The organism is Leifsonia sp. LS1 (assembly GCF_020521355.1).
Taxonomy (GTDB): Bacteria; Actinomycetota; Actinomycetes; order Actinomycetales; family Microbacteriaceae; genus Leifsonia.
The window spans coordinates 542,293-557,854 of sequence record NZ_BPER01000001.1 but is presented as its reverse complement, the minus strand read 5'-3'; the positions used below and the strand labels follow the sequence as shown (position 1 = coordinate 557,854).

Annotated in this window: 11 protein-coding genes; 6 read left to right on the top strand and 5 right to left on the bottom strand. The window is 70.1% G+C overall.

Annotation, left to right across the window (positions count from 1 at the left end):
* Nucleotides 1-9: 9 nt before the first annotated feature.
* The 5 genes from LLS1_RS02675 to LLS1_RS02655 all read left to right on the top strand — a co-directional run bounded on the left by LLS1_RS02675 (nt 10) and on the right by LLS1_RS02655 (nt 4,619).
* Nucleotides 10-858 carry an exodeoxyribonuclease III gene (locus LLS1_RS02675; protein ID WP_223358297.1) on the top strand — a complete coding sequence of 283 codons (849 nt, stop codon included), beginning with the start codon at nt 10-12 and terminating at the stop codon, nt 856-858.
* Nucleotides 859-1,007: 149 nt separating this feature from the next.
* Nucleotides 1,008-1,874 carry an ABC transporter ATP-binding protein gene (locus LLS1_RS02670; protein WP_226653479.1) on the top strand — a complete coding sequence of 289 codons (867 nt, stop codon included), beginning with the start codon at nt 1,008-1,010 and terminating at the stop codon, nt 1,872-1,874.
* A gap of 178 nt (nt 1,875-2,052) precedes the next feature.
* Nucleotides 2,053-3,099, top strand: a complete 1,047-nt coding sequence (locus LLS1_RS02665; RefSeq protein WP_226653478.1) for an aliphatic sulfonate ABC transporter substrate-binding protein — start codon at nt 2,053-2,055, stop codon at nt 3,097-3,099.
* A gap of 7 nt (nt 3,100-3,106) precedes the next feature.
* The gene (locus LLS1_RS02660) at nt 3,107-4,030 is read left to right on the top strand and encodes an ABC transporter permease (RefSeq protein WP_223358300.1); all 924 of its coding nucleotides are present in this window, start codon (nt 3,107-3,109) and stop codon (nt 4,028-4,030) included.
* Between the two features lie 121 nt (nt 4,031-4,151).
* Nucleotides 4,152-4,619, top strand: coding sequence for an SRPBCC family protein (locus tag LLS1_RS02655; protein WP_226653477.1), 468 nt, complete (start codon nt 4,152-4,154; stop codon nt 4,617-4,619).
* Nucleotides 4,620-4,851: 232 nt separating this feature from the next.
* On the opposite strand, the gene LLS1_RS02650 is transcribed toward LLS1_RS02655, so the two are convergent.
* The 4 genes from LLS1_RS02650 to LLS1_RS02635 all read right to left on the bottom strand — a co-directional run bounded on the left by LLS1_RS02650 (nt 4,852) and on the right by LLS1_RS02635 (nt 13,258).
* Entirely contained in the window at nt 4,852-7,980 is a 3,129-nt protein-coding gene (locus LLS1_RS02650) for an SdrD B-like domain-containing protein (protein WP_226653476.1), read from the bottom strand.
* Nucleotides 7,981-8,113: 133 nt separating this feature from the next.
* Nucleotides 8,114-9,910, bottom strand: a complete 1,797-nt coding sequence (locus tag LLS1_RS02645; RefSeq protein ID WP_226653475.1) for a sigma-70 family RNA polymerase sigma factor — start codon at nt 9,908-9,910, stop codon at nt 8,114-8,116.
* 291 nt (nt 9,911-10,201) lie between these two features.
* Nucleotides 10,202-11,731 carry a VaFE repeat-containing surface-anchored protein gene (locus LLS1_RS02640; RefSeq protein ID WP_226653474.1) on the bottom strand — a complete coding sequence of 510 codons (1,530 nt, stop codon included), beginning with the start codon at nt 11,729-11,731 and terminating at the stop codon, nt 10,202-10,204.
* Between the two features lie 120 nt (nt 11,732-11,851).
* Nucleotides 11,852-13,258 (bottom strand): APC family permease, encoded by a 1,407-nt coding sequence (locus tag LLS1_RS02635; RefSeq protein ID WP_226653473.1) that lies wholly within the window; start codon nt 13,256-13,258, stop codon nt 11,852-11,854.
* A 379-nt stretch (nt 13,259-13,637) separates the two neighbouring features.
* Here LLS1_RS02635 and LLS1_RS02630 point away from each other — a divergent pair, with 379 nt between their 5' ends.
* The gene (locus LLS1_RS02630; RefSeq protein WP_226653472.1) at nt 13,638-14,546 is read left to right on the top strand and encodes an arginase family protein; all 909 of its coding nucleotides are present in this window, start codon (nt 13,638-13,640) and stop codon (nt 14,544-14,546) included.
* A gap of 19 nt (nt 14,547-14,565) precedes the next feature.
* Here LLS1_RS02630 and LLS1_RS02625 read toward each other — a convergent pair whose 3' ends face one another.
* The gene (locus LLS1_RS02625; RefSeq protein WP_226653471.1) at nt 14,566-15,462 is read right to left on the bottom strand and encodes an SDR family oxidoreductase; all 897 of its coding nucleotides are present in this window, start codon (nt 15,460-15,462) and stop codon (nt 14,566-14,568) included.
* Between the last annotated feature and the right edge of the window lie 100 nt (nt 15,463-15,562).

The window sequence follows — 15,562 nt, the reverse complement described above, 5'->3', positions numbered from 1 at the left end:
GATCGGTGCATGCGTGTCGCCACCTGGAACGTCAACTCCATCCGCACCCGTGTCGGCCGGGTGGTCGACTGGCTGGTCCGCGAGGACGTCGATGTGCTGGCCATGCAGGAGATCAAATGCAAGCCGGAGCAGTTCCCGTACGCGCCCTTCGAGGACGCGGGCTACGAGGTGGTGCTGCACGGCCTCAACCAGTGGAACGGGGTCGCCATCGCAAGCCGTCTGCCCCTCGAGGACGTGCAGATCGGCTTCCGCGACATGCCCGGCTTCCTCAAGGGCCACGAGGGGCCGGACCTGCCGAAGGAGGCGCGTGCCATCGGCGCCACCGTCGACGGTGTGCGCGTCTGGAGCCTGTACGTGCCGAACGGACGGGCCCTCGGCGACCCGCACTACGACTACAAGCTCGACTGGCTGGCCGCTCTCGCGGAGGACACGCGCCGCTGGCTGGCCGAGAACCCGGGCCTCCCGCTCGCGCTGACCGGCGACTGGAACGTGGCGCCGCTCGACTCGGACGTCGGTGACCCGAGTCTGATCCCGGGCGTCTCCACGCACATATCGCCGCCGGAGCGCTCCGCGTTCTCGGCCTTCGAGGCCGTGGGCCTGACGGATGTGGTGCGCCCCCTCGTTCCGACCGGCTACACGTACTGGGATTACAAGCAGCTTCGGTTCCCCCGCAACGAGGGCCTGCGGATCGACTTCATCCTGGGCTCGCAGGCCTTCGCCGACCGCGTGGCCTCGGCCTCGATCCACCGCGAGGAGCGCAAGGGCGATGCGCCGAGCGATCACGTTCCGGTGCTCGTGGAGCTGACGGATACGGCCGCCGCCGAGGACGACGACGACCGGCCGATGATCTTCGGCTGACGCGCCTCCGCCGACCGCGTGCCACGCCGCCTTCGGATGTCCGGCGGTCCGGCGGTCCGGCGGTCCGGCGGTCCGGCGGGCAACCTTTCGTTACGTCACGTTTCGTCGGGCGGGCGTGAGCGCGTGCGCTTCGGTAGCGTCGGAGCACCATGTCCGAGACATCGTCCGCCTACCCCGTCGAGTTCGCCGGGGTCGGGCGCGCCTTCGCGACGCCCAAGCGCCGCGGGAGCGCCGGCGAGGTGCGGCCCGTTCTGCGCGATGTCTCCCTGCGCGTCGACGCCGGAGAGGTGGTGGCCATCCTCGGCCCCAGCGGCTGCGGCAAATCGACGTTGCTGCGCATCGCCGGCGGCCTGGACCGGCCCACCGCGGGATCCGCGCTCATCGACGGCTCGGCCGTGGCGGGCGTCGACCCACGCTGCGCTGTCGGGTTCCAGGAGCCGCGCCTGCTCCCGTGGCGCTCGCTCGCCGACAACGTGGCCCTCGGGCTCCCGCGTGGCATCGACCGGTCCGAGGGTCGCGAGCGCGTCGCCCGGCTGCTCGACCTCGTCGGGCTCTCCGCCTCCGCCGGGCTGCGTCCTCGCGAGGTCTCAGGCGGCATGGCCCAGCGCGCCTCCCTCGCGCGAGCACTCGCCCGTAACCCGGGCGTGCTGCTGCTGGACGAGCCGTTCGGCGCCCTCGACGCGCTGACCCGGCTGAAGATGCAGGACCTCCTGGTCGACGTGCACACAGCGGCCCCGACGACCATCCTGCTCGTCACCCACGACGTGGACGAGGCGCTGCAGCTCGCCGACCGCATCATCCTGCTCGGCGCCGAGGAGGGTCGCGTCGGGGCGACCATCCGCAGCGTCACGACCGTTCCGGGCGAACGACCTCGCGATCGCGGATCGGCGGAGCTCGCCGAACTGCGCGCCGACCTGCTCGACGGGCTCGGGATCGACCGGCACGGGAACGCGCACGGCACCACCGAGACCGGCAGCGGGCGAATGCCCTCCACAGCCGAGGCGTCTCTGGTCTGATTCCACAGATCGGCCGGCCCCGCCCCGCGAGCCTGCTCCGGCCGCGAGGCTCGATCCAGCACCACCGCTCCATCGCACCACTCGCACCGCCCCGTCTGCACCGCAGCACCCGCACTGCAGCACCCGCACCGCAGCACTCACACAGCACCGCTCATCGAGCACCGGACCAGGAGGCCCCATGCGCCGCACACCCACCATCGTCACCGCCCTCGCGGCGGCCGCCGCAGCAGCGACCCTGCTCCTCACCGGCTGCGTGGCCGGCGAGGGCTCGGCCTCCGGCGCCGCGGCGAGCAGCACCCCCGGCGCCGTCACGAAGGGCGGCACTCTCAACATCGACTTCGCGACGTACAACCCGCTGAGCCTGGTGATCAAGAAGGAGGGCTGGCTCGAGAAGGCCCTCGCCAAGCAGGACATCACCGTCAACTGGGTGCAGTCCGCCGGGTCGAACAAGGCGAACGAGGCGCTGCGCTCCGGTGCGATCGACGTGGGCTCGACGGCCGGCTCCGCCGCGCTCCTCGCGCGGTCGAACGGCTCCGAGATCAAGACCATCGACATCTTCTCCCAGCCGGAGTGGTCCGCCCTCGTCGTCGGCCCGAACTCGTCGATCACCGACGTGAAGGAGCTCAAGGGCAAGCAGATCGCGGCGACCAAGGGAACCGACCCCTACTTCTTCCTGCTGCAGGCTCTGGAGGCGAACGGGCTCTCGGCCGACGACGTCACCATCCAGAACCTCCAGCACGCCGACGGCTGGGCCGCCCTGCAGAACGGCTCCGTCGACGCGTGGGCCGGGCTCGACCCGATCATGGCGAACGCGCAGGCCGCCGGCGCGAAGCTGATCTACCGCAACGTGGCGTTCAACACCTACGGGTTCCTCAACGCGACCGAGTCGTTCATCTCCAGCAAGCCCGACGTCGCGCAGACCGTCGTGAACACCTACGAGTACGCGCGGGCGTGGGCGCTGAAGCACCCGGACGAGACCTCGCAGATCCTCGCGGACGCGGCCAGCATCTCCCTCCCGGTCGCGACGACCGTCATCACGGAGCGCACCAACCTCGACGTCTCGCCGATCCCCGGCGATGCTCAGTTGAAGGTGCTCAAGAAGGTCGGCCCGATCTTCGTGCAGACCGGCGACGTCGCGGCGCAGTCCGACATCGACGCAGCGCTGAAGAACCTGCTCGACCCGTCCTTCGCCAAGAAGGCCGACCCGAGCGCGATCGGCGGCTGATCGAACCATGTCCTACCAGAACGCACCGGAGGGCGACGGCCCGCTGATCGTGGTCGGCGGCCCGGGCGGCGAGGTCGGCAGCGCCACGTCGGTGGCCGGTGAGCGGCCCCGCGAGGCCGCGGCGCCGACCATCGTCGCGGACGGAACGGGCGCGGTCGTCGCGCACACCCCGTTCCTCTCGCGCCGGTGGGTGCGGATCACCGGCGGCCTCGTGCTGCCGGCGATCATCCTGGTGGTCTGGCAGGTCGCCAGCACCTCCGGTGCGTTCACGTCCGCCCAGCTGCCGTCGCCGGCGATGGTGTGGAACGCCGCGATCGACCTCGCGCAGCGCGGCCTGCTCGGCCTCTACGTCGCGATCTCGACGCAGCGCGTCCTCCTCGGCTTCGCCTGCGGCGCCGCCCTGGGCCTCGTGCTCGGGGCGGTCGTCGGGCTGTCGCGGCTGGCGGACATCCTGTTCAGCTCCACCCTCGCCGCCATCCGGGCCGTGCCCTCTCTGGCGTGGGTGCCGCTGCTGATCCTGTGGTTCAAGATCGGCGAGGACTCCAAGATCATCCTGATCGCCATCGGATCGTTCTTCCCCGTCTACACGACGGTCGCGGCCTCGCTGAAGCACGTCGACCGCCACCTGGTGGAGGCCGGCCGCGCGTTCGGGCTGAACGGCATCCGTCTGTTCACGACGGTCCAGCTCCCATCGGTGCTTCCGTCCGTGATCTCCGGCCTGCGGCTGGCGCTCGCGCAGGCCTGGCTCTTCCTGGTCGCCGCCGAGCTGATCGCCTCCTCGATGGGCCTCGGCTTCCTGCTGAGCGACTCGCAGAACAACGGGCGCACCGACCGCCTCTTCCTCGCGATCATCCTGCTCGCCCTGCTCGGCAAGCTCACCGACTCGCTCGTCGGCCTGTTCGAGCGGTGGGCGAACCGGCGCTGGGCCTGAGCAGGAACCCGAACCTCGGTCGCCCCCTTCGCACCATCCACCTGTGATGTCCAGGCCCTGTACCTGAACGCTGGCCGGCCTACCGTCCCACGGGAATCCGAAGACAGCGAAAGGAGCAGCGATGGCTGCAGTGACCACCTCCATCGACGTGAACGTGCCGGTCTCGACCGCGTACAACCAGTGGACCCAGTTCGAGTCGTTCCCGCACTTCCTCGACGAGGTCGAGGAGATCCGTCAGGTGGATGACACCACGAACCACTGGCGGGTGAAGATCGGCGGCGCAGAACGTCAGTTCGACACCGTCATCACCGAGCAGCTCCCGGACGAGCGCGTGGCGTGGAAGTCCGTCGCCGGCGACACCGAGCACGCGGGCGTCGTGACCTTCCACCGGCTGTCCGACACCGAGACCAAGGTGACCGTGCAGCTGGAATGGGCGCCGTCCGACGCGCTCGAGAAGATCGGAGCCGTGTTCGGCCTCGACGACCACGCGGTCAAGAAGGACCTCGAGAACTTCAAGAAGTTCATCGAGTCGCAGGGCTCCGAGTCCGGTGCCTGGCGCGGCGAGGTCGACCGCGGCACGACCGTCTGATCGTTCCGCTTCCGGAACGAGGGAACGGCGCCGGTGCGAGTCGCACCGGCGCCGTCTCCGCATCGGCTCTCCGCGTCAGCGCTCCCGGTCAGCGTTCCCGGTCAGCGCTCCGGGTCTATTCGCTCCAGGGCGGCGCTCCGACTCGCCCTCCGCGAGTAGATCCGCTCGACGACCCACAGCAGGATCCCGATCGCGAGCAGCCCGAGAGCGATCACTTTCTCCGCGTGGCTCCTCACTTGCCCGAGAGAGGCTGCCGCCGTCTCCGGCGCACGCCGCCGATGGTCATCGCCGCCGCGCCCACGAGCAGAGTGATCGCGGAGGCCGCGAGGCCGGGGCCGACGTTGCTCCCGGTGCTCGCGAGGGCGGAGGCCGGAGGATCCAGCGGGCCGTTCGGATTGCCGATGATCGGCGGAACCGTCTCGGTGACGAAGCCGAAATCGAGGGTGGAGTCGCGTTCGCCATCGGTGTGGAGGTCTCCGGGCCGCGTCTCAGCGGTCCAGGTGGACGAGTCGCCGGCCTGGTCGCCCGCGCCGGCCGTGGTGGGAGTGTAGGGGGCGAGCACGATCGCCGAAGCCGACCGGTCGATCCGCACGGTGTAGGTCTCGTCACCGCTCAGGACGGGCAGGTCGTCGAACGAGTACCTCCCGTCGGAATCGGTCGTCGCCGGGCCGACCGGGTGGCCGTAGACGTCCGTCACCGGCGTGCCGTCGGGTCCGACGATGGTGAGGACGACGCCGGGGATTCCCGGTTCGCCGTCGCCCTGCCGGCCATCGCGATTCGAATCGAGCCAGACCCGGTCGCCGACGGAGACCTTCCCCGCCGGCAGGAGTGTCGCCGAGCTCCCGCCGATGCTGTTCACGATCGGGTTCGTGAGTGCCGTCACACCGACCGCGAAGTAGGTGGACAGAGTGTGGCCGTCGGGGTTCTCGAGCACGGTTCCCGCCTTCTGCCTGATGGTCACCGTGCCGGTGGCGGCATCGTGGACGGCCTCGAGATTGCCGCCCATGTCGACGGGCCCGCTGAGGGGATGCGCCGCCCCGGTGTCATCGGCCGCCACGAATCCGACGAACTCCACTCCGGCAGGGAGGCGGTCCACGATGTCACTGATCGCGACCGCGTTGTATCCGCCGTGCGGGATGAAGTCGATCTTGTAGACATAGGTGGACGGCCCGTTCGCCTTCGCCTGCAGCGTGTCGGTGTAGGTACCGGTCTCGGAGTCGTACAACGTCTTGTCGATCTCGACCTCGCTCCCGAACGACGTGGTGACGTTGCTCACGGTCGATGTGTACGGCGGCTGTCCTGCGGCTCCCGTGAGCTCGGCGCGGTTCGAGATGGTCTTCGTCACCTTGCCGTCGAACGGCAGCGTCGTGAGGGAGAGGTCGAGTTCGAAGGCCTTGTCGACTCCCTGCGCGACGACGACGGCCTTGCCCGCATCGCTGAGGGTGACGAGCAGGTTCCCCTCGCTATCCGTTGTGAGCGAGAAGCTCGCCGCCGTGAGGGGCTGGCCGTTGTACCTCCCGGTCGGGTTCACCGCGCCGAGGTCGATGTCGCCGTAGATGTCCTTGTCGAGGAAGTCCGTGATCGTGCTCGTCCTGAGGTCGATCCCCTTGCCCGCGCCGACTCTGAAGACATAGGGGATCGTGGCGGTCTCCCCCACATTCACCGCTGTCGGCGGGTTGCTCACCGTCTTGCTGAACACAGTCTCGTCGGTGTAGGGGGTACCGTCGGCGCCGGGCAGCGCCGTCACGGTGATGGTCTTGCTCGCGGTCTGCGGGGTGGTTCCTCCGTAAAACAGGCTGGCGGTGTTCGGAAGCTGGTACGGGGTGCCACCCTGCGCGCCGGCGGTGCCGCTCGAGGTCAGTCCGGCGACGCTGGTGACCAGCGCCTTGGCGTTGACGGTGGCGTTCGTGCTCTTGTCGGCGCCGAGATTCACCTGCAGCGTCCGGTCGCTCACGCACCACTGGCCGACGTAACCGTCCGCCGCGAAAGCCGACGTGCCGGGGCAGTCCGCCGCTGGTGTCAATGCCAGGCCGGTGATGAACTGCGGGTCCGTGGTGTTCCAGCTCATGCCCGTCGGAAGCGGATCGCTGAGGACGACGTTCGCCGGCAGTGCGGCATCCGTGGTGCCCACACTCGCCTTCAGCGTGTAGACGACCTCCTGGGCGGGGGTGAGCGCGCCGGTCGGATCGGTGAGCACGTTTCGGGTGTCCCAGCTGGACGCCTTGGTCAGCGTGTGCGTGCAGAGTCCGACGCAGGGTGCGGCGGGGACGATCCCGCGCACGTTCACGGTCGCCTTGTCCTGGTTGCCGTTGAACGTCGCCGTGTTCTGGAGGGGGAGGGTGTAGCTGGTTCCGGCGGCCTTGCCCAGGAGCTGCGCCTGCAACGCGGCGGCGAGCCCGTCCGGGTCGGTCACGTGCACGGTGTACGCGATCGTGAGGATCGAGGGGCCGGGCACGTCGGTGGTGCTGGTGAAGGAGTTCCCGGACACGGTCACCGGGTACGGGGCCGGCGTCGTCGTGGTCTTGTTCAGCCCGTTCGCATCCCAGGTGGTGAGTGCGAAGGTGAAGGAGCCGGTGTCGTAGCCGAGGTAGGAGGGAAGCTGGTCGTTGATCGGGAATCCGGTCTGCGCCTGGGTCGAGGTCAGGGTCAGGGTGTAGCTGATCGCCTGCCCGGCGAGCGACGAGTCCATCGTCACCGTGCCACCTTCGGCGACGTGCACATACTTGTTCAGATCCGTCGGGCTGACGCTCTTCGCGTCGGCCGATTGCGTCGGCGGTGGCGTGTCCCCCGTACGCTTGATCGTGACCGGAATGGACGGCCCGCTGCCATCGATCTTCCACGCGATCACGTCCGCGCCGCTCTGCGCCGGGTTCGTCACCGAAAGCCCGATGTCGAACACGCCCTGGTTCACATCCGCCGGCAGCGGATCCTTGAACGTGACCGACACCACGGTCCCGGTCTGCACGACCGAGGCGATCGACGTGTTCGCCGCCGGGAGACTGGTCACGCGGACATTGGAGCCGACATCGAAGACGACCGTGGAGCCCGGGGCGACCTTGGTGTTGTCGTACTGCACCTTGAGGTCGAGGGTCGCACCGGCGGTGAGCACGGTCCCGGGCTGCAGGGCGCTGCCGTTGTAGAGCATCGTCGACGCGATTCCCGGGGCATCCGCTTGGGCGGCCTGCCCGAGGCCGAGCAGAGACGCCAGCACCAGCAGCGAGGTCAGTAGCCCCGCGATCGTGCGGCCGGACGGCAGAAGACGCCTGCCCGTCTGTGTCTGCCCGGTCCAAGCAAGGTGCTTCCCTCGCGGGCGGGAACGCCGGCCGCTGGGCATGGCCGCGCCTCCGGTGGGTGTACTCACGTCGAACTCCCTCTTCGATGCCACCGGGCACCACATGCTCACGGTGTGCGGACGGCCGGGATGCCGCCTTCATCTGCAAAGGAGACGTCGACGCCGCGAAGGTGACGTCGGATCGGGAGATCCAGGAGAGCGGTCAGGGCGCGGTGAACCTGAAGGTCATGTCGTCCGGATCCGGACCGTAGGGATCGAAGATGATGTCGGGATCGTACACGTCGACGGCGTCCTCGAGTCCAGGCCCCCAGAACCCGTCGGCGTCGAGCGCGCGGAAGGTGAAGTAATACCAGCCGCGCGAGTTCATCAGCAGTCGCAGCCGGACGTGGCCGGTGGCGCCGAGCGAGACGACCGCGGTGGGGCCGGCCATCGAGTTGATGAAGACTTGTCCACCGGCCGGTCCCGTCATCTCCACCACGAGGCCCGTGGTCTGCGCCTCCTTGACCGTCATGTCCTCGAAGCCGCTCAGCTGCTCGAACCCGGTGACGACGAGCGGCAGGATGGTGATGCTCCCCGTGGCGGCGGCGGACTGCGTCTGCGCGTCGTACGCCCACACCCGATAGTCGTGGGTGCCTGCGTTCAGCGTGAGAGCTCGGGCGTCGAAGGACCAGCTGCCGTCGGCGGCGACTGCCGGGGTGAAGCGCTGCTCATCGATCTCCACGACCACGCTCGCGCCGGCCGTGGATCTGCCCGTGAGAACCGGAGCGAAGTAGCCCGTGGTCGTGGCGGGCGCGATCAGGCCGGGCGACAGCGCGGCGCCGGGGCTCGTCGCCGGGTCGGGCACGCTCTGGTCCGCCGGCGCAGGGCGGGTCGGCCAGGCCGGGGTGTCCGCGTCCGACCCGCTGGCCAGGACGACGGTCGGGATGGACGGGTCGTCGACGTTGCGCCCGGTCTGACTCTTCTCGGGCGTGTGCGACGGAGCCGGCGACGGCTGCGCGACGGGGACGGCGCCGGTCACGATGTCGGGTGCCTGCGACGCGGGTGCCGTGGGTGCCGCCGCGACGGGCGACGGCGTGGTCGCGGGCTCGGGAGTCGCCGCGGTCACACCGATGACGGTCGTGAACAGGAGGCTCCCGCCGATCGCCGCGACGCTGAGCCCGCCCGCGGCGAGCAGGCCGGCCAGGCCGGTGCCGAAAAGACCCGTCGCAACAGCGGTCGTCCCCGTCGTCACGGTCGCGGCCGTCGCCGCGCCGCCCACGCCTCCCGCACCCAGCAGCACGGCCAGGGTGCGGGCCTGCACTCGCCGCGCGGTGATGCGCATGTTCTGGAGGAGGTCGTTGCAGACCGTGCACGCCGCCACGTGGACTGTGACGTCCGCGGCGAGGACGGCGTTCTTCGGCTCGGTGAGATGCTGCGGCAACAGACGCGCCACGTGGGCCGCGTCCGTGCGCAGCGACGCGGGCACCTGCCGGGTGAGCCAGCCCAGCCGGAGGCCGGACCGCGCCCGCCGGTGCAGTGCGGAGACCGCGTTCGGTTTGATCCCCAGTTCACGCGCGATCCGGGGCCGTGGAATGTCGGCGACCTCCGTCAGCCAGAGGACCCGCTGCCAGCGCTCGGGGAGCTCCTGGAACGCCGCGAGCACCTCAGCGGACTCGGACGCCTCTTCCGCGTGCGCAAGGCCGTCGCGCGGCTCGATCTCCTCGATCTCGTCGTGATCGATGAACCGGCCCGCGTCCTTCCCCCAGCGGATCGCGGTGTTTCGGATGACCGCCCGGAGGTAGGACCGGAAGGCGAAAGCCGGGCCCTTCTCCGTCGTGGTCACCTGCTGGTAGATCGCCAGGAACGACTCGGCGACGAGGTCGTCGACGTGCCCGGGGGCGAGATGCCGGGCGTATCGACGCGCCGCCGGGGAATGGCGTTCCCACAGCGCGGCGAACGCCTCGTTGTCACCGTCGCGCAGGCGTTCGAGCAACTCCGCATCGGTACGGTCTTCGTCCACGTTCCCTCCCCAGGAACTTACCTTCTCAGGAAGAAGGGGCCCGGCGCACGCACGGGAATACGGCGCCGTCCCCTAAGGAGTCCGATCGGGGCGAGAAGTGACGCGGCAGCCTCCGGGATGCCGGTGCGGCCCACACGCCTCGATCGCGACCGAAGGGGTTCCCGTCCCACCCTCGACGCACGCGGGGCCGCACTGGCGAGAGATCGTGGAGGCGGGGGAGGCACTTCGCAGATCTCTCCCCCTAAGGAGTCCGGCGGGAGCGCGATGTGACGCGATCGGCCCCGCGTCGGGTCAGGATTCCCGTCGAGTCCACCTGCGCCGGCTCAGCACGGCGACGGCGAGACCCGCGAGGATCGTGACGACCCCGGCGGCAGCGGCACCGGCCGGGAAGCCGGAGCCGGTCGAGGCCAGCAGCGCGGTCGACCCTCCGGCCGTCGACCCCGACGTCGTCGACCCTCCGGCCGTCGACCCCGACGTCCCCGTGATCGGCGCCGAAGCGACGACGATCGTCTGTCCGGCGTCGGTGAGGTCGCGGTGGACGGCGATCGGTGTCGTTCCGCCCGCCTCGAACAGCGACTCGAACGCCACGAGCCTGTGCCCCGCATAGCCGTCCGGGATGTCGAACCTCACGGTCACGGTTCCATCGGGCGTCGTCGGAGTGAAGGTGGTGCTGCCGGCGATGCCGGTGGACGAGCCGTCGGAGGCACGGACCAGTTCGCCGGTCACGGTGTACGCGATGCCGGGAGTGAGGTTGCTGTACGCGATCTCGTCGACTGCGGCGCCGCCGTTCCAGGGGAGGGTGTGGTCGCCGTCCGCGGCGTCGGTCAGGGTCGTGCCGATGGCGGGGACGGCGGCCGCCGCCCACGTGACGGGGACCTGTGCGTCGGTGGTCGCCGAGGCGCCGGCGACCAGGACGATCGACTGCGCGTGGGAGTCGGCCGTCGCGGTTCCGCCCACCGCCGTCGGGACGGAGACGATGTGCCCGTTGACGGATGAGCCCGGGACGGTAACCGTGATCGTCGCGCTTCCCGCAGCCGTGCTGCCACGCAGGTCGAGATAGAGCTCCTGGCCATTGGTCACGGCGTTCAGGTCGACCGGAGCTCCGGCGGCGTCAGTCACCGGGACGGTGGGCGTGACGGAGACCTCGACAGTCGACGCGTCGGAGGTGACCACGAACGGTCCGACGAGCTGGCCCGCGGACGGGGCGGCCGACGGGGAGCTCACGGCGACCTCCGCCGTGACCGGTACCGTGCCGGTGCTCGCGTTGGCGCCGGCCAGGAGATACCAGTACGCCGCCTCAGAGTCGGGCGTCGTGAAGCTCCACGCGGCGTCCCAGGTGAGTTCGGTGTAGCGCCAGATCGCGTACTGGGTGGCTTCGATCGCATCGTTGCGGGAGATGCCGGGCGCTCCGGCGGCGGCACCGAAGTCCGCCAGGCTGAGCGCAGGGTAGCTGTGGGCGAGCACCCAATACACCTTGCTCTGCACAGCCGGGTCGGTGAAGTAGTTCGTGCCGAGGAAGCCGGAGGCGTTGCCGACGACGCCCTCGAGACGGGTTTCGGCGTGCACGTCGTGCTCGATGCAATACGCCCACAGGTCCGGCTCGCCCGGGTTCGACGGGTCGGCCGGAGTGGTCGCGTAGATCGGGAACACGCCGGTGCCGCCGTATCCCTGGCGCGCACCGACGTAGACGGAGGAACCGTCGTGCACGGTCGCCGCGACCGCGACCGCGGGCGCGGCCGAGGCGACTCCCACGGCTCCCAGCAGGGCGGTCAGAGTGAGCGACAGCAGTAGTCCTGCCCGTCGCCGTGAGTGGTGCGCCATCGTGCCGATCCTTCCGTGAGGTCGCGTCGTCCCGTCCGACGACGCCTCACGTTAGCGGTGCCCGCGCGAGGGCAGAATCCCCCGAAAGGGACGCTGGGAATCCCCCCGTCACGCGTCACTTCAGCGGTCGATCCGACTCCGTTTCGCCGCCGCGTAGATCCGCTCGACCACCCACAGCAGCACGCCGATCGCAAGGAGAGCCAGGGCGATGCCGTACTGGCCTCCCGGACGTCCGGAGGTCCACGGGAAGACCAGGTAGAGGCAGGTGACCGCACCGATCACCGGCAGCACCGTCGGGGTGCGGAAGTGCTCGTGCTCCACCGGCTGACGGCGCAACACCAGCACCGCGATGTTCACGACGGCGAAGACGATGAGGAGGAGAAGCGAGGTCGTGCCTCCGAGGAGGGCCACGATCGAGCCCTGCGGGTCGAGCGACACGTAGACGATGAGGCCGACGGCCAGCGCGCTGGTGAACAGGATCGCCGCCCACGGGGTGCGGCGCTTCGGCGCGACTTTCGCCAGGAACGGCGGCAGCACGCCCTGCTTGGCCATGCCGTAGAGCAGACGGCTCGCCATCATCATGTTGATGAGCGCGGTGTTGGCCACGGCGAACATGGAGATGAACGGCAGGAGATCGTTGATCGGGAAGCCGGGGGCGCCGGCCTCCACCGCCGTCACCAGCGGTGTCTCGCTGCCGGCGAGCTCCCCGATCGGGACGAGCGCGACCACCGTGATGGACACCAGCACGTAGATCACCGCTGCGATCCCGAGCCCGCTCAGCATCATCTTGGGGAAGATCCTGCTCGGGTTCTTGGTCTCCTCCGCCATGTTCACGGAGTCCTCGAATCCGACCATCGCGAAGAACGCCAGCGATGTCGCCGTGCTCACCGCGAGCAGGATGCTCTTGTCTTCCGGCGTCTCGAACGCGACGACCCGCGACCAGTCCGCGTTGCCGCCGGAGATCGCCCACAGCCCGATGAAGATCACCAGCAGCAGACCGGAGAGCTCCACCAGCGTGAGGACGACGTTGAGCCAGACGCTCTCCGTCACTCCGCGCAGGTTCACCAGCATGATGAGCACGATGAACGCGAGCGCCACGAGCATGGTAGCGAGGTTGTCATCCGGCAGGCCGAAGCCGATCCCCAGGTTGACCGCGAACGCACGGGAGGCTGTGGAGGCGGACGTGATCCCGGAGGTCATCACGACGAAGCACACGATGAACGTGAGGAAGTGGATGCCGAACGCCTTGTGCGTGTAGAGCGCGGCTCCCGCCGCCTGCGGGTACTTGGTCACCAGTTCGAGATACGAGAACGCGGTGAGCGTCGCGACGCCGAACGCCAGGAGGAACGGCAGCCAGGCCGCGCCTCCCACCTCCGCCGCCACCTGGCCGGTAAGGGCGTAGACGCCGGTGCCGAGGATGTCGCCGACGATGAACAGCAGCAGCAGACCGGGCCCGAGTGCCCGCTTCAGCTCGGGCTGCTCCGGCTCGACGGTCTTGACCACCTGGGTCCAGGACGGATCGCTCACGAGTGCTCCCTTCGGCGCGGCCGCGGTGCGGCGTGTACGGGGCACTGTATGTGAGTTCTCTCAGATTTGCCACCCGTTCGAGGGTGGAATCGGCCAGCCGGTCGGACGTCGAAGGCGAGCATTCCACCCCCCGCCGAGGCGACGAGTGCGGGGCGAGGCGCAGTACACCGGCGGTGAGAGGACGGGCGAAGTGGCACACACGACGCCGCTGCAGCTCCAGCTCCAGCTCCAGCTCCAGCTCCAGCTCCAGCTCCAGCTCCAGCTCCAGCTCCAGCTCCAGCTCCATCGTCCCCTATCTCGCCCTCCTCACCCGCTTCGGATCAACGCCCCACTGTGACAGGCCTGCACACCTCGACCGAACCCTGGCAGGCTGGCCGACATGATCGCTCTCGTGTCGGCGCCGACGAACCTGGGCCTGCGGCCCCCGCAGCCCGGGAGCGTGCCCGGTGCGGACAAGGCGCCGGAGGCCCTGCGGGAGGCCGGGCTGTTCGGGCGCCTGCTCGCCTCGGGGGCCCGGGATGCCGGCGCGATCGTCGCCGGGCGCTACGTCGACGACGACGAGACGCGCGCGCCCGGTCATGTGCGCAACGAGGAGGCGCTGGTCGGTCACGCCCGCCGGCTCGCCGACCGAGTGGGGTCCGTGCTCGACGCCGGCGACGCACCCGTGGTGGTCGGCGGGGACTGCAGCGTGCTGGTCGGGATCGGCCTCGCGCTCGCGCGACGCGGCGGCACCGGGCTGGTCCACCTCGACGGCCACACGGACTTCCGGCACCCGGGCAACAGCGCCGCGTGCGCCAGCGTCGCGGGCGAGGACCTCGCGGCGGCCGTCGGACTGCACTGGCCGGCGATCTCCGACGTCGACGGGCTCTCGCCGTATTTCGCTCCCGGCCGAGTGGCGCACCTGGGCCACCGGGAGGACGACGAGCACGCGGTGGAGGCGCGCGAGATACTGGGGGCCGTCGTCTCGGCACGAGAGGCGCGCGAGGCTCTGGAGGCCGCACCGACGCCACTCGTCGCGCGCCTCCGGGACATCGCGGGGCCGGGCTATTGGCTGCAGCTCGACGTCGACCTCCTCGACCCGAGCGTGCTGCCCGCGGTGGACAGCCCCGACCCCGACGGCCTCGACCCCGACCAGGTCGGCGACCTGCTGCGGGAGCTGGCACCCCACGCGGCCGGCGCGTCGATCACGGTCTTCGACCCGGACCTCGATCCGGACGGGCGCTTCGCGCGCCTGCTCACCGACCTCCTGGCCGGCCCGCTCGCCACCGTCGGGAGCGCGCTGCGCTGAGCACGCCGGTGCGCCGCGCCTACGGCCGTCGGCCCGTGAAGAAATCCATCGAGTGGTAGACGCCGAGCCGGTCGGCCACCGCATCCCACGCCCGCGTCGGGAGCACGCCCTTGAGCAGGCGAGCGAGGCCGACCGACCACGGGAGCATGAGAAGAGGACGCCCGGCGAGCATCGCCCGCCAGACCTTGTCGACGACGTACTCGGGTGTCAGCACCGGCGTCAGGAGCGGCCCGCGAGCGCCCTCGAACATCCCGGTGTCGATGTAGCTGGGTGCCACCGTGGTGACCTTGACATGGTCGAAGCCCTGCTGCTGCAGCTCCAGCCGCACGCTGTCGCTCCAGCCGATCAACGCCCACTTGCTGGCGGCGTAGACGCTCATGCGCGGGTTGGAGAGAGTGCCGGCCGCGGAGGCGATATTGACGATGCGGGCCTCGCGCGTGCTCTCGATCATGCCGGGCAGGAACTCCCGGGTGATGTACATCGGAGCGAGCGCGTTCACCTGCATGGTCGGCCGGGTGTCGTCGCCGTTGTCGTGCTCCCAGAAGAACTTGCCGCGCACGATGCCCGCGTTGTTGATGAGCACGTCGATCCCGCCGAGCTCGCGGCGCACCGCCTGGGCGCTCTGCGCGATCGCGCCCAGCTCGCCGAGGTCGAGGAAGTAGGGGTGCACGCTCGTCACCGCGCCGCCCGCAGCGGAGGAGGGCGAGCGCGGAGGCGCACCCCACGCGGCGGCGGTGCGGCCGGTGAGGATCTCGGACCGCAACGTGTCGGTCAGAGCTGTGAGGGCGGCGGCGTCGCGGTCCCACAGCACGACCGCGCGGGCGCCCTCGCGCACCGCCCGCTCCGCGTAGAGCCGCCCCATGCCGGACGCGGCCCCGGTGATCAGAACCCGTGCGCCCCGAACCGTTCTCGCCATCTGTCCATCATCGCAGGCGCGAGGAGAATGGTGCGGCGTGTACCATCGACGTGAACACCGACCAGCAGTCGGTTTTGTTCCCCCGCCCGCCTGCCCCGAT